This is a genomic window from Ruegeria sp. AF5, assembly GCF_056541905.1.
The window spans coordinates 79,400-104,913 of sequence record NZ_JBQFYZ010000010.1 but is presented as its reverse complement, the minus strand read 5'-3'; the positions used below and the strand labels follow the sequence as shown (position 1 = coordinate 104,913).

Sequence of the window (25,514 nt, the reverse complement as noted above, 5' to 3'; positions counted from 1 at the left end):
CTTGCTCACAGGCTCAAGCAACAATGCGGTGAAATAGGCGAATACCCGCCAAAGGCCGCTCATACCGGTTCCGCAAAGGTGCCCGCGTGCTGTTGCTCCTGCCAGAGATCGCGCAAAGATTTACCCTGCCCCAGAAATCCTTCGTCAGTGTATTCACTGGACCAGATGCGATCGGTTCTGAAATGGCGAAAGCCGTTTCGCATCTCGCACCACCCTGCCAGCAACGTGCATTCGACATGATAGATCAGCGCCAGCGGGCGCACCACGCGGATGGTTTGTTCGCCTTCGCCGTCTATATAGGTGATACGGATTTTCCGTTCTGCCCGAATAGCTTCGCGATAATGCGAAACAGAAACACACCCCTTGTCGGGATCATCCGCCGGAGCCCCCCAGGGTGAAACCTGCAACCAATCGGTCGGGCTATGCAGAGCATCGATCTTCTGACAGATCCGACTGGCGGCCCGCTGCAGGTGGCTGTCGCCGGTGCGCGCCAGAAGAGAAAGGCCAACCCACAGGGCTTCAACCTCTTCCGCGTCGAAATTCAGCGGCGGCAAATCGTAACCGCGCCGCATCATGTAACCGACACCGGCCTCACCTTCGATGGGTGTTCGCTGGGCCTGCAATTCGGCAATGTCACGATAGACAGTACGGATGGACACCTCCAGCCGGGTGGCCAGTGCTTCTGCCGTGACCGGCGCACTTGCGGCCCGCAGAATCTGGATGATTTCGAACAAACGGGTCGAACGGCGCATCGCATTCTCCTGACACTCTGCTGACACCCTAGCACACCCCACTGACACCATGCTGTCAGCAGTGAAGGGCGACAATGGGTGGATATCACACAAGGAGCCAAGAAATGCCGCACCTCGACAACCACATAATGATGACATTGAAACTTGGCCAATGGTCACAGGATCACACACTGCGTGCCTTCGAGATTGAACGTGAGCTCGCGCAGGAGCGCCATTGCCGCCAGCCGGTTTCGACGAAACGAACAAGACGTATTTCGCTGGGCAACCTGAAGATGTTGTGGGCCGGAATTGTCTGAGGTCAGAAATCGGGCTGGGCGCGAAACTTCATCGAGTGCCCGCCCTCGGGATGCTTCAGGCGCAGTTCTTCGGAATGCAGCATCAATCTGGGAAATTCCCTTGCCGCACCCGTTGCATAGAACGGATCGCCCAGAATCGGGTGACCCAATGCCTGCATATGAACGCGCAACTGATGAGACCGCCCGGTTTTGGGAAACAAACGTAGGCGAGAGGTTTCACCCTCATGTTTCGCAACGCGCCAATCGGTGACCGCAGGTTTACCCGTATCATGACACACCATTTGTCTGGGTCGGTTGGGCCAGTCCACGATCAACGGCAGGTCAACGGTGCCGGTCTTTGGCTCCATCCGCCCCCAGACACGGGCAATATAGGTTTTCCGGGTCTGCCGCTTCTCGAACTGCATACTCAGATGCCGTTGTGCATGGGGCGTTTGGGCAAATACCATGACACCTGATGTGTCCCGGTCCAGTCGATGCACAAGCAGCGCCTGAGGGAAAGCCGCCTGCACGCGTGTCAGAAGGCAATCAGCCAGATGCTCACCCCGCCCCGGCACGGAAAGCAGACCCGGCGGTTTGTTCACCACAATCAGCTGCGCATCTTCGTGCAGCACGTCCAGCGCGGTTTGCGGGGGGGCATAGGTTTCGCTCATGCGGGCCTGCCTATCTCAGCGCGCACCTTCCCGCAACGTCGTCCTTGCGCGCCCGGCCATGTTCGGTGAACTTCTGCGCAGGAGGACAGGACATGCACCCGACAATTGAACGACTGCAAGAGGTTGTCGCCAAGGGCGATGAGGCGCTGATCCACGATCTGCTGGCCGAAGATGTGCAGTTCCTGCCACCAACCTATTTCAGCACCTGGACCGGGCGCGCACCTGTGGCTGCCGTTCTTGGCCATGTCGGGCAGGTCTTTTCCGACTTCCGGTATCGCCGGATTATGGGCGCTGGCAACGATTGGGCGCTGGAGTTTCAATGCAAGATTGGAGATCTGGACGGCATTGGCGTTGACCTCATTACGCTGAACGAGGACGGTTTGATCAAAATCTTCGAAGTCGCCATGCGCCCTTACAAAACAGTCGGCGCTTTGCGCGAGGCGATGATGGCGCGCGTGATGAATGACGCTCGTTTTCTGGAATTCAAAAACGCCCTGACGTGACCTGATGATGCGCACCCTGATAGCACCCGACCAGGTTCTACGTGTGCCCTTGTTGCCCGTTCTGGCCACGCAAGCCATTTTGGTGCGCCGTAACGCCCGGCTTTTGCCGGAGCCCACTGGCCCGCGAGAGGGCCGATCAGGGCGTGGCCCCCGCCTGCGTCTGCTGATCACCGGCGATAGCTCGGCGGCCGGAGTGGGCGCGGGAACTCAGGCGCAGGCCTTGTCGGGGCAGCTTGTGGACCGGCTGGCCAGACATCACACGGTCGAGTGGCAACTTGCGGCCACCACAGGGTACACGACGCTGGATACGATCGACCACCTGAGGGGCATAAAGGGCGAATTCGATGCGGTGGTCACGGCTTTGGGGGTGAATGACGTCACCCGCGCCGTCTCTTGCCGCACATTTGCGGATCGCCAGGCGCAGCTTATCAACATCCTGTCAAACGAACTGGGCGCGCGGCGTATAATCATCACCGGCGTTCCGCAAATGAACAGGTTTCCGGCCCTGCCACATCCATTGGCCTGGGTGCTTGGCCGTCAGGCTGCACGGCTGGATAATGCGTTGCAACAGGTTGTGTCCGTCCATTCCCATGTGGAGCACCTGAAGCTTGATCTGCCCGACGACCCGGCCCTGGCGGCACCGGACGGCTATCACCCAAGCCCCCGGGCCTATGCGCTGTGGGCAGATGCTGCATCACGCCTGTTGCTTCAGGCCTGAGCCCGCGCCTGCCGGATCAATGGGATCGAGTAAATGACCAAAGCCACCCAGATCAGGGGGAATGCGATCATGCGTCCGGTGTCGATCTTCTCACCAAACAGAGTGATGGCTGTAGTGAAAATCATAGTCGGCGCAATGTATTGCAGGATGCCCATGGTCGACAGGCGCACCAGCTTGGCTCCGTTCGCATAGACCAGCAATGGCACCGCCGTGACGATACCGGCGCAGGACAACAGCAGGGTATCAGACATCGCTACGCCAAAATGACCTGCGCCTTGCACACCCAGCCAGGTGACATAGGCCAGGGCCGGGATCAAAAGGATCAGGACCTCAAGCAGAAAACCCTGGTTGGGACCAATTGGAAGGGATCTCTTAAAGAATGCATAGAAACCCCAACTGACCATCAAACCCAGCGCCGCCCAGGGAAGTCGCCCAGCCTCAAGCACAAGCACAAGAACGCCCAGCGCGGCAAGCCCCACCGCAAACAATTGGGTCCGCGTCAGGGGCTCACGCAGCAAAATCGCGCCTAACGCGATACTGAACAGCGGATTGATGTAATACCCCAACGCCGCGTCCAGCGCGTGCCCCGTCGAGATCGCCCAAACATAGATCGCCCAGTTCACGGAAATCAGCGCCGCCGTCAAAGCCGCCATGGCCAGCATCCGGGGATTGCCAAGTGCCGCCTTCAAATCCCGGGTGCGCCCCAGCGCGACCAGAAGCAAACCTGCAATCGGAACAGACCAGATAACCCGATGCGCCACCACCTCAACCGGTCCAATGTGATCCATCGCCTTCATATAAAGCGGCAGAAATCCCCACAGGACATACGCCGTGACAGCTAAAGCCAGACCTTTGGGCGTGTCCGCATTCTGAGGTGGTAAAGGCGTGTCTGTCACGAAGGTTCTCCGGTTGATACCGGTTTCGTTTACGGCAGAACTGAACGGATTGAAAACTCTGAAAACAGTGAACTGTCACATAACGATTTGTGATAAGTTAGCTGACCGCAGCTGTTGCCGCCAAAATGCGAGGCTCTGCCTCGCGCTCCAGGATATTTAGAGCCAGGTGAAGCAAGGGATCCGCACTTCATCTGGCCCAAAATATCCCGGGGGAGTCGCCCGGCACGGGCGGCGGGGGCAGAGCCCCCAGCCCTGTCTGTCAGACCTTCACCCGTTCGGATTTCGGGTCATACATCGGTTTAAGCGATGCTTCGGCTTTGACCTTCACGCCGCAAACATCGATCTCATAGGTTGAACCCAGAACGTCTGCGGCCTTTTCACCTTCGCACGGTACATAGCCCATTCCGATGGCACCGCCGAGGCTGTGACCGTAGTTGCCGGAACTCAGGTAGCCGACATATTCGCCATCACGCACGATCGGCTCGTTGTGGAACAACAACGGTTCAGGGTCGGTCAGACGGAACTGTACCAGACGGCTTTTGGGGCCGCTTTCTTTTCGTGCAATCACCGCCTCACGCCCGATAAAATCACAACCCTTGTCCACCTTGACGGCAAAGCCAAGACCAGCATCAACCACGTGATCCTCACAGGTGATATCGTGGCCGAAGTGCCGGAAACCCTTTTCGATCCGGCAGCTGTCCATCATGTGCATACCACACAGCTTCAGCCCCATGTCCTGACCAGCCTCATGCAGGGTCTCAAAGACGTGGCCCGCCATGTCTGAGGAAACATAGATTTCCCACCCAAGCTCACCCACATAGGTCACGCGATGTGCACGGGCCAGGCCCATTCCGATCTCGATCTGCTGGGCAGTACCAAAGGGGTTGGTCGCGTTTGTGAAATCGTTGGGCGAGACCTTTTCCAGCAGAGCCCGGGCGTTTGGCCCCATGACAGCGAGAACGCCTTCACCCGCTGTGACATCTGTAATGACCACGTTGAAATCCCCGACATGGCGCATCATCCATGTCTGATCCGCCAAGCGCGTGGCTGCGGGGGTTACGACCAGATAGGCGGTTTCGGTCAGGCGGGTTGCGGTGACATCCGCTTCGATCCCGCCCGTGCGGTTCAAAAACTGCGTATAGACGATCTTGCCGACAGGGACCGAGTAGTCACCCCCGCCAATATAGTTCATGAACTTTTCGGCATCAGGGCCTTCCACACGAATCTTGCCGAAGGAAGACATGTCATACATGCCCACATTCTCGCGCACGGCTCGGTGCTCGGCAGCGGAATTCTCGAACCAGTTCTGGCGCTTCCAGCTGTACTGGTATTCGCGCTCCTGCCCTTCATTCGCGTACCAATTGGCCCGTTCCCAACCAGCGATTTCACCAAAAACGGCGCCCTGTTCTTTCAGGTGATGGTGGAACGGGGTTCGGCGCACACCGCGTGCAGTGGCTTTCTGGCGATAGGGGTAGTGGTCGGCGTAGAGCAATCCCAACGTTTCTTTTGAGCGTTCAAATAGGTACTTCTTATTACCCTGAAACGGCTGCATCCGACCGATATCCACGTCGCCCAGATCAAAGGGCTTTTCACCGGTATCCATCCACTCGGCCAGCGACATGCCCGCGCCACCGGCGGACTGGATACCGATCGAGTTGAACCCGGCCGCGACCCAAAAATTGTCCATCTCGGGCGCCAGACCCAGGTGATAGGCGTCGTCGGGAGTAAAGGATTCGGGGCCGTTGAAGAAGGTGTGAATACCCGCCTCGGACAGCATTGGCATCCGGTTGCACGCCGCTTCGAGGATCGGTTCGAAGTGATCGAAATCCTCGGGCAGTTGGTCGAACTCGAAGTTGTCGGGAATACCGTTCATGGCCCAGGGTTTGGCATTGGGCTCGAATGCGCCCAACATCATTTTGCCCGCGTCTTCCTTGTAGTAGGCGCATTCATCTGGCACCCGCAGAACCGGCATTTGGCTCAACCCTTCAATGGGTTCAGAGACGATATAGAAATGTTCGCAGGCGTGCAGCGGCACATTCACGCCGGCCATCTTGCCTACCTCGCGCCCCCACATTCCCGCGCAATTGACAACCATATCACAGGCGATATGCCCTTGGGATTGCCCGTCATCACTGACCCAGTCGACACCGGTCGCGCGCCGTCCGTGCCGGGAAATCCCGGTCACCTTCACCCGTTCCTTGATCACCCCACCGCGTTGGCGCGCACCCTTGGCCAACGCCAAGGCAATATTAGCAGGATCCGCCTGGCCATCGGTTGGCAACCAAACGCCACCTGCCACGCCGTCGAGGTTGATATGCTCATATCGCTCTTTGACTTCGGTCGGAGAAAGCTCTTCGACCGGCACGCCAAAGGCGCGGGCCATTGCCGCATTTCGGTGAAGCTCCTCCAACCGCTCACTGGTCAGGGCGACCGAAACGGACCCGACCTGACGCAGGCCGGTGGCGACACCGGTCTCTTCCTCAAGGCCCAGATAGAGCTCTGCGGAATAGCGCGCCAGTTTGGTCATGTTGGAAGACGCGCGCAGTTGCCCGATCAGGCCCGCCGCGTGCCAGGTGGTGCCGCTGGTCAGTTGCTTGCGTTCTAGCAGAACAACATCGGTCCAGCCCTTCTTGGTCAGATGATAGGCGACCGAACATCCGATGACGCCGCCACCGATGATGACCACTCGGGCCTTGCTGGGAAGATCAACCATCCTGAAATCTCCGCTGTGTCAGGTTTGGCGTAAACTGCCACGGAAGATCGACAATAAATGCACCAAAAACGTCACAAGATCCGCATTTTTCACCGATGTGTCGCGGCCCGCTTTTCCCGCCGAACGACAAAGGGAGTGACTCCGAAGAAGCTTTTGTAAACAGAGGAAAACCCGTTCGGAAAACCGCAGGCCAACCCGATTTCGCGAACGCTCATAGTGGTGTTCAGAAGCAGGTTATTGGCCTTGGCGAGCCGCATTTCGCGATAGAATCCGTTGGGCGTGGTGCCAAAGAAGGTTTTGAACTTACGCTCAAGCGAACGGTTCGACAGTTGCAGCGAATCGACGATCTGATTGATCGGCAGAGGGTCTTCGATATTGGCCTGCATGAGCTTGATGCACTGATCCAGCTTCACATCTCCGGTCGCCGTCAACTTTACCCCCGAGAAAGGCTGCATCGAGGCGAAATCCCGGATGTTTTCATGCAGCATGATGTCCGCCACGGTCATCTTCGCAGGCCCCGAGATATGGCGACCGATTACTGCCAGCGCGACATCTGTTGTCGCCTCCATTCCGGCACAGGTCACAACGGCGCCCTGTTCGGTTGCAATCGACAGTTTGGCTTCAAACCGGGCCCCGCGTTCCCGCAGGAACGAGGCGTTTTCCCAGTGAGTTGCCAAATCATCTGAACCCTGTTCGTCGATATACCGGCTGGCCGCTTCCGCCAGCAGAAACACCTTGGCATCGCGGAAAGTATAGTCCGACACCACCCGCCCCAAAGACAAGTCCGGGTGATCCGGGTCAGAATTGCCGATCACAAAAAGATAATTCGCCTTGGGTTGCGGCTGCACGCGTTCCGTTTGCACCACCGCGTCGCTGCTGCTGGAGATCGGGCCACCTTTGAGCGACCGATAGGCAAAAGTGAACGGCGGCTTCGGACACACACGATTTGCCAGCCTGAGAACCTCGACCAATGAGGCCAGTTCAAGCAGCACAAATCCGGGTGCGACCAGAATATCGAAATGTTGCTGTATCGCCTGCGGTGAATCAGAAGCAACTTTCCTCATCGCTGTCACCTTAGACGATCTCGTGCCCGGCAGCACGCAACCGCTTGGCCAGCGCTTCGATGTGGTCCGGGCCAATTTCGCAGCACCCGCCGACAATCGTGGCCCCGTGATCGACCCAACGCATGACGTGATCCGCATAGGCATCGGGATCAAGATCATGGCGTTGATCCAATGCATCCACTGTCGGCGCGTCCTTTAGAAACTCATCTGAAATATGTGTAAAGCCGTTGGCGTAAGCACCATAGGGCTTGTTCATAGTGGACAGGATTTCCAGAGCAGCCGGGATCGCTTCGGGGCGCGAACAATTGATCAGCAGCGCGTCAGGCGAAAACTCTTCTACCAAAGGCGCGACATCCCTGAGTGGTTCGCCGGACCTGAGGCGACGGCCATCGTCGTCATTGACCGTGAATGACAGCCAGATTGGTTTGCCACATCCGGTCGTTCCACGCAGCGCGCCCTCGGCCTCCTGCACCGAGGACACTGTCTCGATCAGAAACAGATCGACGCGCGCAGCCATCAAAGCCACAAGTTCAGCGAACTTTTCCGCCGCATCTGCCGGGTCGGGATTCAGGTCGGGTCGGTAAGATGCCAGAAGCGGCCCCAGAGACCCGGCGATCCGCCCCCCGGTTTCAGTACGGGCACGTTCGGCCTGCGTCAGGGCAGTGTCGACAAGGGCGGGCATCTGGTCCTCCATCCCCACCCGCACCAGGCGTGAGCGGTGGACGGCGTAGGTATTGGTGGTCGCAACCGTGGCACCACAACGGAAATAGTCGCCATGCACCGCGCTGACCAGATCAGGGTGGTCGATCATCACACGCGTGGACCATAGCGGCGTCGCCCGATCTCCGCTGCGTTTGACCAGTTCCTGTCCGATTGAACCGTCCAACAGAGTGATCTTTGTCATGTCCTTGCTCCTTAAGGCAGCAGCACGAGTTTACCCGGAAGGGTCTTTGCCTGAAAATCAGCCTGTGCGCGGACGATATCCTTCAACGGGTAGGTTCGGGAAACCAGTGGCTTGATCCGTCCGGTATTCATCAACTCCACTAGGCGGCCAAAGACTTCGGGTGCCTGATGCGTGCAGCCGTGAATGGTGATGTCGCGCAAATAGATGTCCCGCAGATCAGCCTCGACAATCGGGCCGGCAATTGCCCCAGAAACGGCGTAGTGCCCGCCGGGCTTCAGGGCAAGGATCAGCGATGCCCATGCGGGCCCGCCCACCACATCTATAACCGCGTCGAACATATCCTGCGGCGGCAGCTCATCCCGGCCAAATGTGCCCAACGCGCCTTGGGATTTGACGACCTCTGCCTTCGCTGCCGCCGTCACACCCCAAACCGACGCTCCGCGCAGCGCAGCAAGCTGCACCGCCGCCAGACCAACGCCGCCTGACGCGCCGGTGATCAGAACCTTTTGCCCTGCCGTCACGCCCGCGCGCGTCAGCAGGTTTTCGGCAGTACCAAAGGCACATGGAATGGCCGCAATTTCCACGTCTGACAGGGGCGATGCACTTACGTCATAAAGGTCATTTGCTTCAACCAGACAGTATTGGGCAAAAGCGCCATCAATCTCAGACCCGAGCGCAATAAAGCCCTGAGGGCTGCCGGGGCGCGGACGCGGCAGGTTGATCGGGCAAGTCACGCGCTGGCCCTTTTTGAACCCCGAGTTTGGCCCAACCTTTTCAACGATCCCGCACAGATCGCCCCCCTGAATGCGGGGAAAGCTCAGTGCGCCGCCCCACCCTCCGGCTTCAATATCCTGATCGACGGCATCCGTCCCACCGGTGACATCCGATGAATACCAGCCGATCCGCGTGTTGATGTCCGTGTTATTGACACCTGCCGCCGCGACCCGAACAAGCACCTGCCCCGGCCCAGGGGCCGGGACAGGGATATCGTCGCGCCATTCCAGCGCCTCTGGCCCGCCATGGCCGGTCAGATAGACGCCAGACATGGTCGCCGGAAGCGTCACGCGCGCAACCGCTCGTTCTCGGGGTCCCAGAGCGGCTGGTCCAGCTCTACCACGGCGCGGCATTTCTGGCCGTAGATTTCGACCTCAAGCTCAGTTCCCGGATTGGCAAGCTCGGCCCGGATCATGCCCAGCGCGATGGATTTACCAACACGGTAGCCCCATGCGCCGGATGTGGTTTCGCCCACGATCTCATCGCCATGCCAGATGCAGGACATATACGGCGCGTCGCAATCGCCCGCATCAACAGTCAGGGTGACGAAGGACTTTTTCACGCCTTGCTGCTTTTCGTTCAGGATTGCGGCCTTGCCCGGGAAGTCCTGCGGTTTGTCCAGCTTGACGAAACGCTCCAACCCGCCTTCAAGCAGGGAATAGTCGGTCGACAGATCGCCCTTCCAGGCGCGGTACCCCTTTTCGATCCGCAGCGAGTTCAGCGAATACATCCCGAACGGCTTGGCACCGGCATCGATGATCGCGTCGTAGATCGCAGGCATATCCGCATTTTCAGCGTGAACTTCCCAGCCCAGCTCACCAGCGAATGAGACACGCAGCAGAGCGACCCATCCGCCTTTGATTTCGCTTTCCTGAAAGCTGAGCCACGGCAAGGTCAGATCGGCCTCGGTAACTTTGCTGAGAATGTCCCGAGATCGAGGCCCGGTAACGATCAGCGTGCTCATCCGCGTTGTCCAGTCTTCCAGCGTGAACTCGGCATCGGCAGGTATGTGACGCTCAAGCCATTCACGGTCATGCCATTGCGCGGTCGCTGCAGTGACCAGAACGAACAGGTCTTCGGCCTCGCGCGTGACCGACATTTCGGTCAGGATACGCCCGCGTTCATCTGCGAAGTAAACCAGCCCAACCCGACCAATCTTGGGCAATGCCCCTGCAACCAGACCGCGCAGCCATTCATCAGCACCCGGCCCCTGTATTTTGAACCGCGAGAAGCCCGGCAAGTCCAACACGCCACAATGATCGCGCACGGCCTCACATTCTTCCTTGATCCGCTGTTCCCACGGACCGGACCGTCCCCAGGTGTGGGTCGCGTCGAGCGAGGTGTCATCACCGGGCTGTGCAAACCAGTTGGCGCGTTCCCAGCCGTTATAGGCCCCCATGACACCGCCTTGCGCGATCACCTTGTCATGCACGGGCGACAGCTTCTTGTTTCGTGCGGCAGGCCATTCATGGTGCGGGAAGTGCATGGCATATTCGTTGCCATAAACTTCCATGCCTTTCTGGTTGCAATAATCCTGATCGGTGTAATCGGTATAGCGGCGCGGATCGACGGCCCACATATCCCATTCGGTCGCGCCATCAACGACCCACTCGGCCAGAACCTTGCCTGCGCCACCGCCCTGCGCGATGCCGAAGGTGAAAGTATGCGCCTCGAACGCGTTTTTCACACCGGGCATCGGGCCGATCAGCGGCAGCCCGTCAGGCGCATAGGGGATCGGCCCGTTGATGACCCGTCCAACGCCCGAGGTTGCCATCAGCGGCACCCGCTCCATCGCATCGGTGACGATATCTTCGATGCGGTCCAGATCGTCATTCCACAGCTGAAAGCTGAAATCATCCGGCATCGGATCGTCTTCGGTCATCCAGTGGCCCTTGCAGTTCGGCTCGTAAGGACCAAGGTTGAAGCCGTTCTTTTCCTGCCGCAGGTAGTACGAGACATCCACATCACGCAGCAGCGGCAGCTTGGCACCGCTTTGCTTGGTCCATGCTTCGATCTCGGGGATTTCATCGGTCAGCAGGTACTGGTGGCTCATGACCATTGCCGGAACGGTGCGGCCACCGAAGGGCTTGAACCATTCGCCCACGCGCTGCGCATAGTACCCGGCTGCGTTCACAACATAGTCACAGGCTATATCGCCTTTGTCCGTGTGCACGGTCCAGGTGCCGTCATCATGCTGCGTCACGCCAGTCGCCGGGCAGAAACGGATGATCTTCTGCCCCATATCGCGCGCGCCTTTGGCCAGCGCCTGGGTCAGCTGCGCCGGATCGATATCACCATCCGTCGGGTCGTAGAGAACACCTTCAAGGTCATGCGTTTCCAGGAAGGGATAGCGCTCTTTCGCTTCTTCCGGGGTCCACATTTCCATCGGAATCCCCTGATAGCGGCCCATCGCCATGGCGCGCTCGAATTCCTGCACACGTTCTTTCGAATGCGCCAGTCGGATCGAACCGGTCTGGTGGTAGTTCATCGGATAATCGACTTCCCCGCCCAGACGCGCATACAGCTCGGTCGAGTAGCGCTGCATGTTCATGATCGCCCATGAGGTCGAGAAGGTCGGAACGTTCCCTGCAGCATGCCAGGTCGACCCGGCAGTCAGTTCGTTCTTTTCCAGCAGAACACAATCGGTCCAGCCTTTCTTGGCAAGGTGATACAGCGAGGAAGCCCCCACCACACCGCCTCCGATAATGACCACGCGGGCTTTTGTTGGAAAATCACTCATGCGTTTTGATCCTTGTTACTGCGCCTCTTGAGGCAGATCGTCCGTGATGTCGTAGTAGTCGCCCTTGTCAGCCACGAAGATGTGCTTTGAGAGCTTTAAACCTGTGGGTGCGTCCAGCGCGCCCATGGAAATCGAAATCGTGTCCTCTTGGTTGTGTTGCCAGAAGAGGAACGAGCCACAGCTGCTGCAAAATCCGCGCCGGGCGATGTCAGACGCGCGATACCAGCTAAGCGTGTCGCTGGCCGAGAAACTCAGGTTGTCCTGACGGGTCGAAGCCGAAGCCCAGACATGGCCCGACTGTTTGCGGCATTGTCCGCAATGGCAGACCGAAGGCGGCGACAGGTCTCCGTCGATCGTGAACGCGACCGAGCCGCAAAGGCAGGATCCCTTGTGCATCTGACTACCCCCTTATTGCGGGTGTGGTGCTGGTTCCCAACAACACACCGTAGATGACAAAACAGGCCGCCATGATCCGGCGCACCCAGATATTGAACACCGCGCCCAGCGCTGCCTTGCCCATCAGGGCACCCAGCGCCGTAAAGCCGGTGTAGCTGAGTGTGGTGATGACCAGCGCGGTCGGCATGATAACCCCCATCTGCTGCCAGATCGGAACCTCGGGCTGAACGAACTGCGAAAACGCGGCCAGGTATCCGGCGACGCTTTTGGGATTGATCGTGGCCACTGCAAGCGCGTGCAGATAGACATGTCGCGCAGGACGCTCGGAGGCTGGTGCAGGTTTTGTCGCATTCATCCAGCCGCGAATGCCCAACCAGATCAAAAACCCCGCACCAATCAGCTTGGCGACAAAGAACCCGATCGGCGATGCGGCGATCAGCGCCGTCACACCCAGCGCAGACAGGATCAGAAAGGCGCTGGCCTGCGTGAGAATAGCCAACACGCCGAGCATTGCCTTTGGAAACGGCAAACTCATCCCGTTCGAGATGCAATTAACCGCGTTCGGGCCCGGGGTGGTCACGAATACCACCCAGAACAACGCGAATATGGCCCAGGCTTCGAACGACATCAGTAAACCGGCGGGGCGATGACCCAGATGGCCACAGCGGGCTCATCATAAGGGTTGGCCCATTGATAGGGTTCATGTCGGAATCGAAAGCTGTCACCCGGCCCAACCGTGAACGCGCGTCCCCCGATTGTCAGGTCCAGCTTGCCCGAGATCATGTATCCGACTTCCTGTGTCGGGCGATTGGCCGGTGTCTGCATCTGCGAGTTGGGTTTGAAGGTGGAATGCACCATTTCAAAATCATCGGTCAGATCCGGCGAGAGCAGCTCTTCGATCAACCCTTCCTCGCCCGACCCCATGGGGCGGCGCGAGCCGGCACGCACGACATATCCCTGCTCGTCCGCCGGTGCCGCCGAATGCGCAAACAACATCGACATGGGGACGCCAAGGCATTCGGCGATCTGCCTCAGGTCCGAGATCGACGGCTCGGACATGTCACGCTCAACCTGGCTGAGCCAGCCCACAGACCTGTCCAACCGGATCGCGATATCACTCAGCGTCAATCCTCGCGCCTTGCGCAGCGCGCGGATATCAGCACCGAGTGTCGCACTTTGCGGGGCCTGACTGTTCAAGGATAGCTCCAACGCTCGTGAAAATTTCACCTCTTTTTTCACGATGACTCGATTCCATGAAATTTCCAAGCATTTTTTCACGTGGATCCATATTCCGGATTGGCTATGCCCTGACGGCTCGGTCACTCAGCTAATATGGTAAACATAAATATCGGCGGTGTCCGAGGCGCGCTCCGGCCAAAGCGTAAAGCCTGTTTTTTCCAGAACGCGGGCTGAACCTGGATTGTCACGCCCGACCCCGGCAATGAGACGCACGGCAGGCCCAGGCGTCAATGCGTCCTGCAAGCCTTGCAGCAACTCGGGGGCGTAACCATTCCCCCAAGCGGTTTGAGCAATCAAATAGCCGATGTGAAGGCTTGGAATTGCCTCGGTGTCAGAACTCATGGCCAACACCATGAGGCCGATCAGGTGGTTACCGCGGCTTTGGCGCGCAAGCAGAATATCGCTTTCAGCACGTCTTTCATCAATCCAGTTCGAAATCTCCCGGCCCTGCAACTGCATCGGGGGCGGCAGGTGTTTCAGGACCTCAGGGGTCAGAAGCGTGACAAGATCATCTTCAAGCCGAACCCGCAATCGCGGATCGGCGAGTTCAACCTTCCAGTTGCGAACCGAGAGGCGCGGAGTTCGGAAATGGCCTGGGACCATGGTTAATCCAATACGGTTCGGGCTTTCCTGTTTTATCAAACCCCGAGCGAAATCGAAAAGAGGAAACCGGTAGACGCACCTTGTACAGACCGAAAATCAATCAGGCTTGCGCGAAGGTCTTTGACAGGATCGCGGACAGGTTATCCGCGTCTTCGGTTGAGAACGCGTCGGGTTGATTGCTGTCGATGTCGAAAACTGCAATCAGCTCGCCCGATGCGTTCCGGACCGGCAGAACCAGTTCGGATCGGGTGGACGAGGCGCAGGCGATGTGACCCGGAAACGCGTCCACGTCGGGCACCAGTTGCACTTCGCCGGTGCGCGCTGCCGCCCCGCAGACGCCGCGTTCGAACGGGATGACGAGGCAGCCATGGCCACCTTGATACGGGCCAATTTTAAGCAAGCCCGGTTCTGTCACCCGGTAAAACCCGGTCCAGTCGAAACGATCGTCGGAATGGTGGACCTCGCAAGCAACGGTAGCCATCAGGGCAACCTGATCGTTTTCGCCTTCGGTCAATGCTGCAATTGTACTGGCCAGCGCGCTGTAATCGACGGTCATAGGTTCCAAACCCCTTGGAAAACTCGGGGGCGCCGCCCCCGAACCCCCGGAGTATTTCGAAAAAGATGAAGGGTCAAATGCGTTCGATCGCGATAGCTGTTCCTTCACCGCCGCCGATACAGATTGCAGCAACCCCCCGCTTGAGATTTCGTTTCTCGAGCGCGTTCAACAAAGTGACCAGAATACGGGCGCCAGATGCGCCAATAGGATGGCCCAAGGCGCAGGCCCCGCCATTTACGTTTACCCTGTCGCGCGGCAATCCCATTTCGTGCATGAAAGCCATCGGCACAACTGCGAAGGCTTCGTTGACCTCCCACAGGTCGACATCATCCTTGTTCCAACCGATGCGGGACAGAAGCTTTTGCGCCGCCGGAACCGGTGCAGTCGTGAAAAGTCCGGGCGCTTGAGCATGGCTGGCATGTCCCAAAATCCGGGCCCGAACTGTCAGTCCTTGCGCTTCTGCCGCCTCAGCCGATGCCAGAACAAGCGCCGCCGCGCCGTCGGATATTGACGAGGAATTGGCGGCGGTCACTGTCCCGTCCTTGCGGAAAGCCGGTTTCAGTGTCGGAATTTTCTCGGGACGGGCGGATTTGGGTTGCTCATCAGCGACCTGTACGACCTCACCCTTACGCGTGCGCACTGTGACGGGGACGATCTCGCCCTCGAAAGCACTGCTTTCTTGCGCGGAAAGTGCGTTGGACAAGGATTTCAAGGCATATTCATCCTGCGCTTCGCGGGTGAACTGATACGCCTCGGCGCAATCTTCGGCAAAGGTTCCCATCAGGCGGCCCTTGTCATAGGCGTCTTCCAGCCCGTCAAGGAACATGTGGTCGATCACCTGACCATGACCGATGCGCGCGCCACCCCGCATTTTCGGCAGCAGGTAGGGCGCGTTGGTCATACTCTCCATACCTCCGGCGACCATTGTATCCGCATGACCCAATGCGATCTGGTCGAAGGCCATCATCGCCGCCTTCATCCCGGAACCACACATCTTGTTCAGCGTGGTGGCGGGAACCTCCTCACCCAAGCCCGCCGCGAAACCCGCCTGGCGCGCCGGAGCCTGCCCCTGACCTGCGGGCAGGACACATCCCATCAACACCTCGTCAACCGTCTGCGCCCCTGCCTGCTTTAACGCGGCACGAATCGCTGCGCCGCCAAGCTCGGATGCTGCGACACCGTCGAACATGCCCTGAAAACCACCCATTGGTGTTCTGGCAGCACCTGCAATAACAACATCTCTCATCCGGATAATCCTCCTGTCGTCCGGCCCTTGAATACCGAATGGTAAGAATTCGCGTCTAGCGTATTTCTACGACTCATTTTCAGATTGGAGGCAGCCGGACCATGGGGCTGACCAGCACATCAGACGGAACGACACAGATTATCACGGTTCACTCTGACCGGATCGACGCTGCGATGGCCATTCAGTTCAAAGAAGACATGCGCGCAGAGACCGAGGTCTGCGCCGATCGGGTTGTCCTGGACCTTTCAGGCGTCGAGTTCATCGATTCAAGCGGACTGGGCGCAATCGTAGCGTCCATGAAACAACTGGGGCTGAACCGAAGGCTTGATCTGGCAGGCCCGCAGCCCGTGGTGGAAAAGGTCTTTCGCCTGACGCGCATGGATACCGTGTTCAGGTTGTTTGCAACACTGGATGACGCCCTGTCGGAACCAGACAGGTGACAACAGCAGGAGTGCGACAACGTGGAGCCCATTTGTAACGCGACCTGCCTGGAATTGAGCTTTCCCGCAACGGAAACAGAAGCCAGTGCGGGGATTGCGAAACTCAGCGCCGGACTGGCGAAACGAGGGTTGCCGCCGCACAAGGCGGACGATGTCAAGATCGCACTGGCAGAAGCAATCAACAACGTTGTGGAACATGCCTATATGGACGTGGCCCCGGCCGGGGTTCAGGTGACATGCCGATTGGACAGAAACCGGCTGGACATTCTGATTTCGGACACGGGCCATCCATTGCCCGGCTACGAACCACCAGACGGAACGCCGGCACCACTGGGAACCCGCATTCAGGATTTGCCCGAAGGCGGGTTCGGCTGGTTCCTGATTCATCAACTGACCAGCGATATCTGTTATGAGCGTCGCGACGGGTGCAATCGGCTATCCCTGCGATTTAACTTTGACAAGAACGGGTAATCAGCCGCAATTGGCCACAATAACGCCATTTTCGAAACATTGTCGCGCCGCAAATCGCCGCCATACAGTGACTCGTAGCTCAGATAGCTTCCCTCGGCGCCAATTATCACAGCCCCCACCCAGTGAACGGCGCCGAGGATCTCCCCCCAAACTTGAATTGACTGGACAACCGGCAATCAGAGAATAGCTTTCCCCTGTTTGAAGGAGAAAGAACCCACCATGCGTGATCTGCACAAACCTGGCCGGTCGGAAGTTTTTGCAACGCGGGGGATGTGCGCAACGTCGCACCCGCTAGCCGCCAAAGTGGCAATCGATATTCTTGAGCGCGGCGGCAACGCCATGGACGCCGCGATAGCAGGTGCGGTTCTGCTTGGCATCTGCGAACCGCAGATGACCGGGTTGGGGGGCGATTGTTTCGTTTTGTTCAGCCGTGCGGGCGAAAACCGGATACGCGCATTGAACGGATCGGGTCGCGCGCCGGCCGCCGCGCGGGCGCAGCCCTTGCGAGACATGGGTCTGTCATCTGTACTGTTGAACGGCCCGGACGCGGTGACTGTTCCCGGTGCCGTGGACGCCTTCTGTCACCTTGCAGAAACCGAAGGACGTTTGGGGCTGGGCGCGATTCTGGAACCCGCAATCCACTATGCCGACGCTGGCGTTCCGGTGGCCCCTCGGGTTGCATTTGACTGGAAAACAGGGGCGGCCACATTACAGGGCGCTGCGCGTGATCATTATCTGATCAATGGGCAAATACCCGCAATCGGGCAGATCTTTCGCGCCCCCGGTCAGGCTGAGGTCTTGCGCAGGATCGCCAGTCAGGGACGCGACGCTTTTTATTCAGGAGACATTGCCGAGGATATGATCCGGGCTCTGTCCGCACTCGGAGGTGTCCACACCGCCGAGGACTTCCACCGCACCAAGTGCACTGAAACGCAGCCCATGCGCGGGGCCTACAAGGGTGTTGATCTGGTCGAACACCCGCCGAACGGCCAAGGTGCAACCGCGATCCTGCTGCTGAACATTCTAAAACAGTTCGATCTGGCCAGTATGGATCCATTTGGAGCAGAACGGGTTCATATCGAGGCTGAAGCCACCAAGCTGGCTTATGACGCGCGCAACCGGTTTATTGCTGATCCCGATCATGTCGCGCGGGCCGAGCGGTTTCTTGATATGGATGTAGCAGTCAGGCTGGCGGCATTGATTGACCCAAAACGCGCAATGCCCGCAGCAGCACCTTTGACGGAAGCCATACACAAAGACACGGTCTATATCACAGTGGTCGACCGCGACCTTATGGCTGTGTCGCTGATCTACTCGATCTTTCATGGCTTTGGGTCAGGGATCGCGTCCGAGAGATACGGCATCTTGCTTCAGAACAGGGGCGCGGGGTTCACGCTTCAGCCGGGTCACCCCAATGAACTGGCTGGTGGCAAGCGCCCGATGCACACGATCATACCGGGGATGTTGACCGAGAATGACCGTGTCACGATGCCATTCGGCGTCATGGGCGGTGCTTATCAACCGACCGGGCACGCGCGTTTCGTTTCGAACCTTAGGGACTTTGGGCTGGAGCTACAGGAAAGCATCAACGCGCCGCGTGCCTTTTTTGATGGAAGTGTCCTGAAACTGGAGCGGGGCTATTCTGAAGAAGTGGCGAAACAATTGTCTGAAATCGGCCACAATATTGAAATTCCGGAAACTCCGCTTGGTGGAGCGCAAGCGATCCGAATCCGAAAAGACGGTGTTTTGGAAGGTGCCAGCGACCCGCGCAAGGATGGGTGTGCCCTTGGATACTGATCAGCGGCAGTACAATGCCGACCGGTTCGCCAGACCTAGTTCAGGTGGAAATGCAGAGGGTAGGCACCGTCTTCGAATGGGCCGAACATGTTGGAGATATCCGGGTGTTCAACCGGCTCGCCGGAATAGTCTGCAACCAGATTTTGTTCTGAAACATAAGCAACATAGAAGGATTGGTCGTTCTCTGCCAACAGGTGGTAGAACGGCTGTTCTTTCCTTGGACGGCTGTCTTCCGGAATGGCCTGATACCATTCTTCTGTGTTCGAAAACTCTGGGTCCACGTCAAAAATCACCCCTCGAAAAGGGTGTTTCTTGTGACGGACCACCTGGCCCAATCCGTATTTCGCGCGTGTCTTTAACATTGTTTCAGCCCCCACCGCATTTACTAACGGTTTTTGGCCCGAAATGCCAATCATTGATGTGAAATTCAGGGAAACAGTCTGTGAACCTAATACTGACAGTGTTCGAAATCGTGGCCCCGGTTTTTCTCTTGGCAGCCATTGGCTTTACCTGGGTCAAACTGGGGTTCGAATACCGGCTGCAATTTGTGACACGCTTTGCAACGACGCTGGCAATGCCCAGTCTGATCTTTGTTGCGCTCATGCAAACCGACATCCCGGGCGGAGATTTGTCGCGTTTCACATCCGCGACCCTGGTCGCAAATCTTCTGCTGGCAGGGGTGTTCTGGTTGCTGGTTCGCGTCTTGAAACTGGATCAGCGCACGTACCTGTCACCTCTGATTTTCGGCAATACCGGCAATCTTGGCTTGCCGCTATGTATCTTTGCGTTCGGACAGATTGGCTTGGGTTACGCAGTCATCTTTCTGTCTGTAACTGCGCTGTTTTCTTTCACTTATGGAATATACCTAGTCGCCGGAAAAGGCGCATGGGGACAAGTCTTGCGCCAGCCGATGGCGTGGGCGACCATTCTGGGTGCAGTGTTTTTGTGGCAAGGGTGGCAAACTCCGACATTTCTAACCAACACGTTAGAGCTTTTGGGGCAAATGGCTGTTCCGCTGATGTTGGTCACGGTCGGTGTGGCAATCGCCCGCCTGACCTCGCGCAGTCTGGGGCAAGCACTCTGGTTGTCAGTCCTGAAACTTATCGTCTGCTTTGCGTTGGGCTGGGGGATTGGAGTGTTGTTTGATCTGGACACTGTCGCCTTTGGCGTTCTGGTCCTGCAAATTTGTACGCCGGTCGCTGTGACCTCATATTTGCTGGCAGAACGATTTGAGGCCGATTCCGATGCCGTTGCCGGCATGGTCATGGTGTCCACTGTGCTTTCCGTGGCGGCGTTACCCGTAATTCTTGCCATTGTTTTGTAGCGATTGTGATTTCCTCAGAGCTCAATCTACGCTAGAATAAACAAAAAAGGCATGAGGCACATGAGCAGAATTCTTATCGTACTCTTCGGGGTGCTGCTTTTGGCATCCTGTGGCGGCGGGTCAAAACAACCGCCCAGCAAACTGAACGACGCGTGCAGTATTGCGCACGAGCGACCGGATTTTATCAAGGCTTTCAAAAGCACCGAGCAGAAATGGGGTGTTCCGGTTCACGTTCAGATGGCCACGATTTATCAGGAAAGCCGATATCGCCACGATGCACGTACCCCGCACCGTTACGTGCTGGGCGTGATCCCGATGGGGCGGCAAAGCAGCGCCTATGGGTTCAGCCAGGCACTGGACGGCACCTGGGATCAATATCAGCGCGAAACCGGCAAGCGCCGGGCCAAGCGGGATCGCATCCGCGATGCCTCGGACTTCATCGGCTGGTATATGAACAAAAGCTATGAGCGCAACGGCATCCACCCCGGCGACACACGCAATCAATACCTGGCCTATCACGAAGGTCACACGGGGTACGCTCGCGGCACCCACAACAGCAAGTCGTGGTTGTTGAGCGTGGCCAATGACGTGGACGCGCGCGCGCAACTGTATCAGGCACAGTTGGCGAACTGCCGGTATTGACCAGCAAAAAGCGGGTCAGCGATTGACTGACCCGCGTCTTTCCTTGTTCGAGAAAAGACCCTGATCAAGACCATTGCTTTCGGTCAACGCGCCCAGAAGAACTGTGGTCTGACTGCCCGCGTTGTCATGGATCACCCATTTGCGCAGCTCAACCGGATTATCGGTGAACATCAGTTCAATCCGGCCTGCTTCAGGGTTCTTGGGGTCTTGCGCGGTGACCACTGTGGCCGTGCCGTCAAAGCTGTGGCCGACAACCATATTGGCCTGATCAAGATTCACGTTGCGTGCCAGCACAATGGATAGAGGCGTGCGCTTCAGCGGGTATTGCTCGGGTGGCTGGTTCGATTTCGGATCGAAGATCTGAACACTGCCTGATCGCGCCAGCACCACAGCGCTGTTGGGCGGGTCATATTCGAACCGCATCTTGCCCGGGCGCTGCATCCACAGCTGTCCGGTGCTCAACGAGCCATCATCGTTCACCTGCGTGAACGTTGTCTGAACCGTTTTCAATCCGTTCAGGTAATTGGAAATCTGCGAAAGCGGCAGTTTTTCCGCCGCCCATGCGGCGGGTGCGGCCAGTGTCAAAGCAAGGGCAAAAGCAATCTGTTTCATGCCGTACAGATAGGCTGTCTGCCCTTGTTATTAAATATCCTATTGCTCGGGGACGAGGATTTCGCGTTTCCCGACATGATTTGCTGACGAAACAACACCTTCCTCTTCCATCTGCTCAACAAGCCGCGCCGCCTTGTTGTACCCGATGGCGAGTTTCCGCTGAATGTAAGAGGTCGAGCATTTGCGATCCTTGATCACAATTGCCACCGCCTGATCGTACAGCGCGTCCTCTCCGTTCGTGTTGCCGCCAGTATTCAGCCCCAGAACGGCGTCAATGTTGTCGACCTTGTCCTCGGCCGGGCCATCCAGAACGCTGCCCACGTAATCGGGCGGACCGTATTGTTTGAGGTGGTTGACGATCTCCTCTACCTCTTCATCCGACACAAACGGTCCGTGGCAACGGGTGATTTTGGCGCCACCGGCCATGTAAAGCATGTCGCCCTGCCCCAGCAGTTGTTCGGCGCCCATCTCGCCCAGAATGGTGCGGCTGTCGACTTTCGACGTCACTTGGAACGAAATCCGCGTAGGGAAGTTGGCCTTGATTGTGCCGGTAATCACGTCAACCGAGGGGCGCTGTGTGGCCATGATCAGGTGAATGCCCGAGGCCCGTGCCATTTGCGCCAGACGCTGGATACAGGCTTCGATTTCCTTGCCCGCGACCATCATCAGATCGGCCATCTCATCGACGATGACGACGATATAGGGCATCGCTTCGGGCGCGAATTGTTCCGTCTCGAACGTTGGTTCACCGGTTTCATCGTCAAACCCGGTCTGCACCGTGCGGCTGAACAACTCGCCCTTGGCCAGCGCGTCCTTCACCCGGCCGTTGTAGCCCGCAATGTTGCGCACGCCCATCTTGGACATCTTGCGATAGCGGTCTTCCATTTCGCCCACGACCCATTTCAGGGCGACGACCGCCTTCTTTGGATCGGTCACAACGGGTGACAGCAGATGCGGGATGCCATCGTAAACCGAAAGTTCCAGCATCTTGGGGTCGATCATGATCAGACGGCATTCATCCGGCGTAAGCTTGTAAAGCAGCGACAGGATCATCGTGTTGATCGCCACCGATTTACCCGAACCCGTGGTCCCGGCGATAAGCAGGTGAGGCATCTTGGCCAAGTTCGCCACAACGGATTCACCGCCGATATCTTTGCCCAGCGCCAGCGGCAGCGCCTGATTGCCATCGCCAAAATCGCGGCTGGCCAGGATTTCCCGCAGCACGACCATCTCGCGGTTTTCGTTGGGCAATTCGATACCGATCACCGAACGCCCCGGCAGGGTCGAAACCCGCGCCGACAGCGCCGACATCGAACGCGCAATATCGTCTGCCAAACCGATCACACGGCTCGCCTTGAGGCCCGGAGCGGGCTCCAGCTCGTACATGGTCACGACCGGGCCGGGGCGCACGCTGACGATCTCACCCTTGACGCCGTAATCGTCCAGAACGTTTTCCAGCATCCGTGCATTTTCTTCCAAGGCCTCATCGCTCAGGTGATGGCGTTGGATACTGGCGGGGTTGGACAACAAGCCCAGAGGCGGCAGTTCGAAGTCAGAGTGCCGTTCCTCGAAGGACAATGCCGGTTGCGCTTCGGCCTGCGCACGACGAGACGGCAACGGTGTCCGACGCACGGGCTGCGCCACCACAGGCTTGCGCGGTTCAGCTACCGGGATTTTCATCGCGGGGCGCTGCTGCGGCGCGGCGTCGGTGACATCCTCGAAAACCGACTCATCATCGATATCCAACTCGGATGCGTAATCGTATTGTTCTGTCCCGGCCTCATAACCGAACACAGCGGGTTCTTGCGCCTCTGGCGTGTCACCAGCGGACACCTGCGGCTCGGGGCGCAGACCATACGCCGTCATCGGCGGTTCGGGTGGCAGTTCGGACGAGGTATGCTGGTTCAGGATCAGCGGATCGGGACCGCGTCCACGACCCTTGGTCAACGGTAGGTTGGGATCCGGCTCGGGTGTCATTTCGCCTACGGCTACCTTGCGATTTCGCACGGCAGCCGAGATTTTGGAGCGGATGCGATCTTCGCCGGGCATGTCGTCAAAGCCCGCGATCGGTTCAGGATCCACCAACTCAGGCTCGGGCATTGGATCGGGGCGCCGGATAAGTGACGGCATTCGCGCCAACAGGCCTGATTTGACCGGAGGTTCAGGGCGCCCCAATTCAGGTTCTTCAAAAACAGGATCGGCATACACCAGTTCGTCGTCAAACATCGCCTCAGCCGCTTCAGCGCGGGCAAGCTTGCGTTCTTCCCACTGCGCCCGGCGATCCCGCGCCGCTTGCGCGGCCGAGGCCGCACCACGCCCCATCAGCGTCATCAGCATGTCATAAGACATAACAAGACCCAGTAGGAAGGCGCGGAAGCCGCGTTTCACGTCGGCCTTGGTGAAGCCCAGCACAAAAACACCCAGCGTGGTCATGCCGACGGCCATGGCCAGCGACATCATTTTGACCAGAAAATGCGAAGAGATCGGCACCAGCGTCAGCAACGCGCCCATGACCGTGTCGCCGAACAAACCGCCCAAACCGTAGCTATGCGTTGCACGCCACTCGGCACCGGGAACAAGGGTTGCGGCATAGACCGAGGCTACAGCGATCCAGATCGGGGCAAAGATCAGGCGGGCAATGGCCCGGTCTTCACCGAAATGGCCCGCGAAACGCAGACCCCATCCGACCAGAACAAGCGCGATGCCCCAGCTTCCCCAGCCCACGATCATGAACAAGGGGGCTGCAATAGACGCGCCGACCCGTCCCATCCAGTTTTGCACCGGCGCGTCGGTCGAAACCATCCAATTAGGATCATCGGGCGTATAGGACCAGATCATCGCAGCCGCGGCCAAGCCCAACAGGATCAGCGCGATACCGATCAGTTCCTTACTGCGTCGCTCCAGGGCTGCCTGTGTTGTGCTGTCCAGCAATGGGTCGCGGTTTCGCGCGTTATATGATGCCATTTTGCCCTCGTACCTCACGTATAGATGCAGTCGCGGAGTGTGATCAAACCACGCTGCAACTCTGTTTTTGGGGCTACCAATGCAACCCGGATAAAGCTTTCGCCCGGGTTATTTCCCGGATCACCTTGTGAAAGATATGCGCCCGGAAGAACCCGAACCCCGGTATCCTTCCAAACCTTCAATGCTGCGTCCTCGCCGTTCTCGACCGGCAACCACAGAAAGAACCCGGCCACTGGCGACATGTAACCTTGCACGCCCGCAAACACCTTATCGGCAATGGCGTATTTCTCCTGATAGAGCGCGCGGTTTTGCTCGACATGTGTCTCATCCGCCCAGACGCGCGCGGCGGCGGCTTGCAAGGGCAAAGGCAGTGGGGATCCGGCATAGGTGCGCAGCTTTTTCACCTGGCTGATGGACTTTGGTCCACCTGCAATCAGGCCCGAGCGCAAACCGGCCAGATTCGAGCGTTTGGACAGGGAATTAAACAGCGTGATCCGTTCGGGATCAGCCCCCAGTTCCTGCGCGACGGTCAGAGCCCCCGTCGGGGCTTGGTTACGGTAAATCTCGGAATAGCATTCGTCGGCGAAGATGCGGAAATCATATGCCTCGGCCAGACGGATCAGGTCAGCCCAATAGTCGCGCGACGCAACCGCGCCCTGCGGGTTGGCCGGGGAACAGATATAAGCCACCGCTGTTCGGTTCAGCACATCTTCGGACAGGCTGGAATAATCCGGCAGATGACCTGTCGCAGCGGTTGCAGGGACAAAATAAGGTTGCGCACCCACCGAAATCGACGCGACCATGTAGACCTGATAAAATGGGTTCGGGCACAGGATGATCGGTTGTTTGCCATTCTTCTGTTCCGGGCACAGCGCCATGGCCGCATTATACAGCCCCTCACGTGTGCCGTTCAGCGCCATGACGTTGGTGTCAGGGTCCATTTCGACCCCATAGCGCCGCTTGATCCAGCCCGTGATTGCACCGCGCAGGTCTTCCGAGCCTTCGTTCGGCGGATAGCCCTGAAACCCGGCCGCGTTTTCCATGATGACATCCGTCACCCAGGCCGGAAAGTCATGCGTGGGTGCGCCAATCGTCATATGAACGACGTCACCGCCCGGTTGATGGTGATCCAACAGGGCGCGCAAACGCGGGAATGCATATTCCGGTAGGTTCGAAAACCGCTCGGGGAAATCCATATTACTGCCTCAATATCG

Annotated in this window: 27 protein-coding genes; 9 read left to right on the top strand and 18 right to left on the bottom strand. The window is 58.2% G+C overall.

The features are described from left to right. Positions 1-59 precede the first annotated feature (59 nt). The gene (locus ACR0DS_RS14720; protein WP_209598324.1) at positions 60-752 is read right to left on the bottom strand and encodes a helix-turn-helix transcriptional regulator; all 693 of its coding nucleotides are present in this window, start codon (positions 750-752) and stop codon (positions 60-62) included. 104 nt (positions 753-856) lie between these two features. On the opposite strand from ACR0DS_RS14720, the gene ACR0DS_RS14715 reads away from it, so the two are divergent. Next, positions 857-1,048 carry a hypothetical protein gene (locus ACR0DS_RS14715; protein WP_209598325.1) on the top strand — a complete coding sequence of 64 codons (192 nt, stop codon included), beginning with the start codon at positions 857-859 and terminating at the stop codon, positions 1,046-1,048. 2 nt (positions 1,049-1,050) lie between these two features. Here ACR0DS_RS14715 and ACR0DS_RS14710 read toward each other — a convergent pair whose 3' ends face one another. Further along, a complete protein-coding gene (locus ACR0DS_RS14710; protein WP_480560050.1) occupies positions 1,051-1,698 on the bottom strand; it encodes an RluA family pseudouridine synthase in 648 nt (215 codons plus the stop codon). A 92-nt stretch (positions 1,699-1,790) separates the two neighbouring features. Here ACR0DS_RS14710 and ACR0DS_RS14705 point away from each other — a divergent pair, with 92 nt between their 5' ends. Both ACR0DS_RS14705 and ACR0DS_RS14700 read left to right on the top strand, forming a co-directional pair. Further along, on the top strand, positions 1,791-2,201 hold the full coding sequence (locus ACR0DS_RS14705; protein ID WP_480560048.1) for a nuclear transport factor 2 family protein: 411 nt from the start codon (positions 1,791-1,793) through the stop codon (positions 2,199-2,201). Positions 2,202-2,205: 4 nt separating this feature from the next. After that, complete coding sequence (locus tag ACR0DS_RS14700) at positions 2,206-2,919, top strand: SGNH/GDSL hydrolase family protein (RefSeq protein ID WP_480560046.1); 714 nt, start codon at positions 2,206-2,208, stop codon at positions 2,917-2,919. Here ACR0DS_RS14700 and rarD read toward each other — a convergent pair. The 10 genes from rarD to ACR0DS_RS14650 all read right to left on the bottom strand — a co-directional run bounded on the left by rarD (position 2,910) and on the right by ACR0DS_RS14650 (position 14,104). Further along, positions 2,910-3,815, bottom strand: a complete 906-nt coding sequence (gene rarD, locus ACR0DS_RS14695) for an EamA family transporter RarD (protein ID WP_480560044.1) — start codon at positions 3,813-3,815, stop codon at positions 2,910-2,912. The genes ACR0DS_RS14700 and rarD overlap by 10 nt on opposite strands. A gap of 259 nt (positions 3,816-4,074) precedes the next feature. Beyond that, positions 4,075-6,528 carry a GcvT family protein gene (locus tag ACR0DS_RS14690; protein WP_480560042.1) on the bottom strand — a complete coding sequence of 818 codons (2,454 nt, stop codon included), beginning with the start codon at positions 6,526-6,528 and terminating at the stop codon, positions 4,075-4,077. Between the two features lie 89 nt (positions 6,529-6,617). Next, a complete protein-coding gene (locus ACR0DS_RS14685) occupies positions 6,618-7,592 on the bottom strand; it encodes a GlxA family transcriptional regulator (RefSeq protein WP_480539603.1) in 975 nt (324 codons plus the stop codon). A gap of 10 nt (positions 7,593-7,602) precedes the next feature. Then, positions 7,603-8,496 carry a homocysteine S-methyltransferase family protein gene (locus tag ACR0DS_RS14680; RefSeq protein WP_480560040.1) on the bottom strand — a complete coding sequence of 298 codons (894 nt, stop codon included), beginning with the start codon at positions 8,494-8,496 and terminating at the stop codon, positions 7,603-7,605. An 11-nt stretch (positions 8,497-8,507) separates the two neighbouring features. Then, a complete protein-coding gene (locus ACR0DS_RS14675) occupies positions 8,508-9,542 on the bottom strand; it encodes an alcohol dehydrogenase family protein (RefSeq protein WP_480560065.1) in 1,035 nt (344 codons plus the stop codon). A gap of 14 nt (positions 9,543-9,556) precedes the next feature. Further along, positions 9,557-12,010, bottom strand: coding sequence for a GcvT family protein (locus tag ACR0DS_RS14670; protein WP_480560038.1), 2,454 nt, complete (start codon positions 12,008-12,010; stop codon positions 9,557-9,559). Positions 12,011-12,025: 15 nt separating this feature from the next. Next, entirely contained in the window at positions 12,026-12,406 is a 381-nt protein-coding gene (locus ACR0DS_RS14665) for a GFA family protein (RefSeq protein WP_480560036.1), read from the bottom strand. Between the two features lie 4 nt (positions 12,407-12,410). Continuing rightward, positions 12,411-13,034: a LysE family translocator gene (locus tag ACR0DS_RS14660; protein ID WP_480560034.1), complete on the bottom strand. Its 624-nt coding sequence runs from the start codon at positions 13,032-13,034 to the stop codon at positions 12,411-12,413. Then, entirely contained in the window at positions 13,034-13,603 is a 570-nt protein-coding gene (locus tag ACR0DS_RS14655; RefSeq protein ID WP_267365885.1) for a helix-turn-helix domain-containing protein, read from the bottom strand. The genes ACR0DS_RS14660 and ACR0DS_RS14655 overlap by 1 nt, the downstream gene beginning before the upstream one ends. A gap of 126 nt (positions 13,604-13,729) precedes the next feature. After that, positions 13,730-14,104, bottom strand: a complete 375-nt coding sequence (locus ACR0DS_RS14650; protein ID WP_480492739.1) for a GNAT family N-acetyltransferase — start codon at positions 14,102-14,104, stop codon at positions 13,730-13,732. 12 nt (positions 14,105-14,116) lie between these two features. On the opposite strand from ACR0DS_RS14650, the gene ACR0DS_RS14645 reads away from it, so the two are divergent. Further along, positions 14,117-14,254, top strand: a complete 138-nt coding sequence (locus tag ACR0DS_RS14645) for a hypothetical protein (RefSeq protein ID WP_480492740.1) — start codon at positions 14,117-14,119, stop codon at positions 14,252-14,254. A gap of 94 nt (positions 14,255-14,348) precedes the next feature. Here ACR0DS_RS14645 and ACR0DS_RS14640 read toward each other — a convergent pair whose 3' ends face one another. Together ACR0DS_RS14640 and ACR0DS_RS14635 are read right to left on the bottom strand one after the other, a co-directional pair. Beyond that, complete coding sequence (locus ACR0DS_RS14640) at positions 14,349-14,804, bottom strand: GAF domain-containing protein (RefSeq protein ID WP_480488625.1); 456 nt, start codon at positions 14,802-14,804, stop codon at positions 14,349-14,351. 73 nt (positions 14,805-14,877) lie between these two features. Beyond that, a complete protein-coding gene (locus ACR0DS_RS14635) occupies positions 14,878-16,050 on the bottom strand; it encodes a thiolase family protein (protein ID WP_480560032.1) in 1,173 nt (390 codons plus the stop codon). Positions 16,051-16,151: 101 nt separating this feature from the next. Here ACR0DS_RS14635 and ACR0DS_RS14630 point away from each other — a divergent pair, with 101 nt between their 5' ends. The 3 genes from ACR0DS_RS14630 (at position 16,152) to ACR0DS_RS14620 (ending at position 18,758) form a co-directional block, all read left to right on the top strand. Continuing rightward, entirely contained in the window at positions 16,152-16,490 is a 339-nt protein-coding gene (locus tag ACR0DS_RS14630) for an STAS domain-containing protein (protein WP_480560030.1), read from the top strand. A gap of 21 nt (positions 16,491-16,511) precedes the next feature. Next, a complete protein-coding gene (locus ACR0DS_RS14625) occupies positions 16,512-16,961 on the top strand; it encodes an ATP-binding protein (RefSeq protein ID WP_267365664.1) in 450 nt (149 codons plus the stop codon). Positions 16,962-17,180: 219 nt separating this feature from the next. Then, positions 17,181-18,758, top strand: a complete 1,578-nt coding sequence (locus ACR0DS_RS14620) for a gamma-glutamyltransferase family protein (protein ID WP_480560063.1) — start codon at positions 17,181-17,183, stop codon at positions 18,756-18,758. Between the two features lie 35 nt (positions 18,759-18,793). On the opposite strand, the gene hspQ is transcribed toward ACR0DS_RS14620, so the two are convergent. Further along, positions 18,794-19,120, bottom strand: coding sequence for a heat shock protein HspQ (gene hspQ, locus ACR0DS_RS14615; protein ID WP_209504966.1), 327 nt, complete (start codon positions 19,118-19,120; stop codon positions 18,794-18,796). 80 nt (positions 19,121-19,200) lie between these two features. Between hspQ and ACR0DS_RS14610 the strand changes: the two genes are divergently transcribed. Together ACR0DS_RS14610 and ACR0DS_RS14605 are read left to right on the top strand one after the other, a co-directional pair. Continuing rightward, positions 19,201-20,082, top strand: coding sequence for an AEC family transporter (locus ACR0DS_RS14610; RefSeq protein WP_480493874.1), 882 nt, complete (start codon positions 19,201-19,203; stop codon positions 20,080-20,082). A 60-nt stretch (positions 20,083-20,142) separates the two neighbouring features. Next, positions 20,143-20,724 carry a transglycosylase SLT domain-containing protein gene (locus tag ACR0DS_RS14605; RefSeq protein ID WP_209504968.1) on the top strand — a complete coding sequence of 194 codons (582 nt, stop codon included), beginning with the start codon at positions 20,143-20,145 and terminating at the stop codon, positions 20,722-20,724. Between the two features lie 15 nt (positions 20,725-20,739). Here ACR0DS_RS14605 and ACR0DS_RS14600 read toward each other — a convergent pair whose 3' ends face one another. From ACR0DS_RS14600 to ACR0DS_RS14590, 3 genes are read right to left on the bottom strand one after another with little or no spacing between them, the layout of a single operon-like run. Beyond that, positions 20,740-21,336, bottom strand: a complete 597-nt coding sequence (locus ACR0DS_RS14600; protein WP_209504969.1) for a LolA family protein — start codon at positions 21,334-21,336, stop codon at positions 20,740-20,742. Between the two features lie 39 nt (positions 21,337-21,375). Beyond that, positions 21,376-24,300 carry a DNA translocase FtsK gene (locus ACR0DS_RS14595; RefSeq protein ID WP_480560028.1) on the bottom strand — a complete coding sequence of 975 codons (2,925 nt, stop codon included), beginning with the start codon at positions 24,298-24,300 and terminating at the stop codon, positions 21,376-21,378. A gap of 14 nt (positions 24,301-24,314) precedes the next feature. Further along, on the bottom strand, positions 24,315-25,496 hold the full coding sequence (locus tag ACR0DS_RS14590; RefSeq protein WP_480560026.1) for an aminotransferase class I/II-fold pyridoxal phosphate-dependent enzyme: 1,182 nt from the start codon (positions 25,494-25,496) through the stop codon (positions 24,315-24,317). Positions 25,497-25,514 lie beyond the last annotated feature (18 nt).

Bases quoted from the DNA above. Each gene is read 5' to 3' on its own strand.
- ACR0DS_RS14710 (WP_480560050.1), bottom strand. From the start codon at position 1,698: ATGAGCGAAACCTATGCCCCCCCGCAAACCGCGCTGGACGTGCTGCAC.
- ACR0DS_RS14635 (WP_480560032.1), bottom strand. From the start codon at position 16,050: ATGAGAGATGTTGTTATTGCAGGTGCTGCCAGAACACCAATGGGTGGT.
- ACR0DS_RS14595 (WP_480560028.1), bottom strand. From the start codon at position 24,300: ATGGCATCATATAACGCGCGAAACCGCGACCCATTGCTGGACAGCACA.
- ACR0DS_RS14640 (WP_480488625.1), bottom strand. From the start codon at position 14,804: ATGACCGTCGATTACAGCGCGCTGGCCAGTACAATTGCAGCATTGACC.
- hspQ (WP_209504966.1), bottom strand. From the start codon at position 19,120: ATGTTAAAGACACGCGCGAAATACGGATTGGGCCAGGTGGTCCGTCAC.
- ACR0DS_RS14720 (WP_209598324.1), bottom strand. From the start codon at position 752: ATGCGCCGTTCGACCCGTTTGTTCGAAATCATCCAGATTCTGCGGGCC.
- ACR0DS_RS14685 (WP_480539603.1), bottom strand. From the start codon at position 7,592: ATGAGGAAAGTTGCTTCTGATTCACCGCAGGCGATACAGCAACATTTC.
- ACR0DS_RS14705 (WP_480560048.1), top strand. From the start codon at position 1,791: ATGCACCCGACAATTGAACGACTGCAAGAGGTTGTCGCCAAGGGCGAT.
- ACR0DS_RS14660 (WP_480560034.1), bottom strand. From the start codon at position 13,034: ATGTCGTTCGAAGCCTGGGCCATATTCGCGTTGTTCTGGGTGGTATTC.
- ACR0DS_RS14600 (WP_209504969.1), bottom strand. From the start codon at position 21,336: ATGAAACAGATTGCTTTTGCCCTTGCTTTGACACTGGCCGCACCCGCC.
- ACR0DS_RS14620 (WP_480560063.1), top strand. From the start codon at position 17,181: ATGCGTGATCTGCACAAACCTGGCCGGTCGGAAGTTTTTGCAACGCGG.
- ACR0DS_RS14670 (WP_480560038.1), bottom strand. From the start codon at position 12,010: ATGAGTGATTTTCCAACAAAAGCCCGCGTGGTCATTATCGGAGGCGGT.
- ACR0DS_RS14690 (WP_480560042.1), bottom strand. From the start codon at position 6,528: ATGGTTGATCTTCCCAGCAAGGCCCGAGTGGTCATCATCGGTGGCGGC.
- ACR0DS_RS14630 (WP_480560030.1), top strand. From the start codon at position 16,152: ATGGGGCTGACCAGCACATCAGACGGAACGACACAGATTATCACGGTT.
- ACR0DS_RS14665 (WP_480560036.1), bottom strand. From the start codon at position 12,406: ATGCACAAGGGATCCTGCCTTTGCGGCTCGGTCGCGTTCACGATCGAC.
- ACR0DS_RS14590 (WP_480560026.1), bottom strand. From the start codon at position 25,496: ATGGATTTCCCCGAGCGGTTTTCGAACCTACCGGAATATGCATTCCCG.
- ACR0DS_RS14675 (WP_480560065.1), bottom strand. From the start codon at position 9,542: ATGTCTGGCGTCTATCTGACCGGCCATGGCGGGCCAGAGGCGCTGGAA.
- ACR0DS_RS14680 (WP_480560040.1), bottom strand. From the start codon at position 8,496: ATGACAAAGATCACTCTGTTGGACGGTTCAATCGGACAGGAACTGGTC.
- ACR0DS_RS14700 (WP_480560046.1), top strand. From the start codon at position 2,206: ATGATGCGCACCCTGATAGCACCCGACCAGGTTCTACGTGTGCCCTTG.
- ACR0DS_RS14605 (WP_209504968.1), top strand. From the start codon at position 20,143: ATGAGCAGAATTCTTATCGTACTCTTCGGGGTGCTGCTTTTGGCATCC.
- ACR0DS_RS14715 (WP_209598325.1), top strand. From the start codon at position 857: ATGCCGCACCTCGACAACCACATAATGATGACATTGAAACTTGGCCAA.
- ACR0DS_RS14650 (WP_480492739.1), bottom strand. From the start codon at position 14,104: ATGCAGTTGCAGGGCCGGGAGATTTCGAACTGGATTGATGAAAGACGT.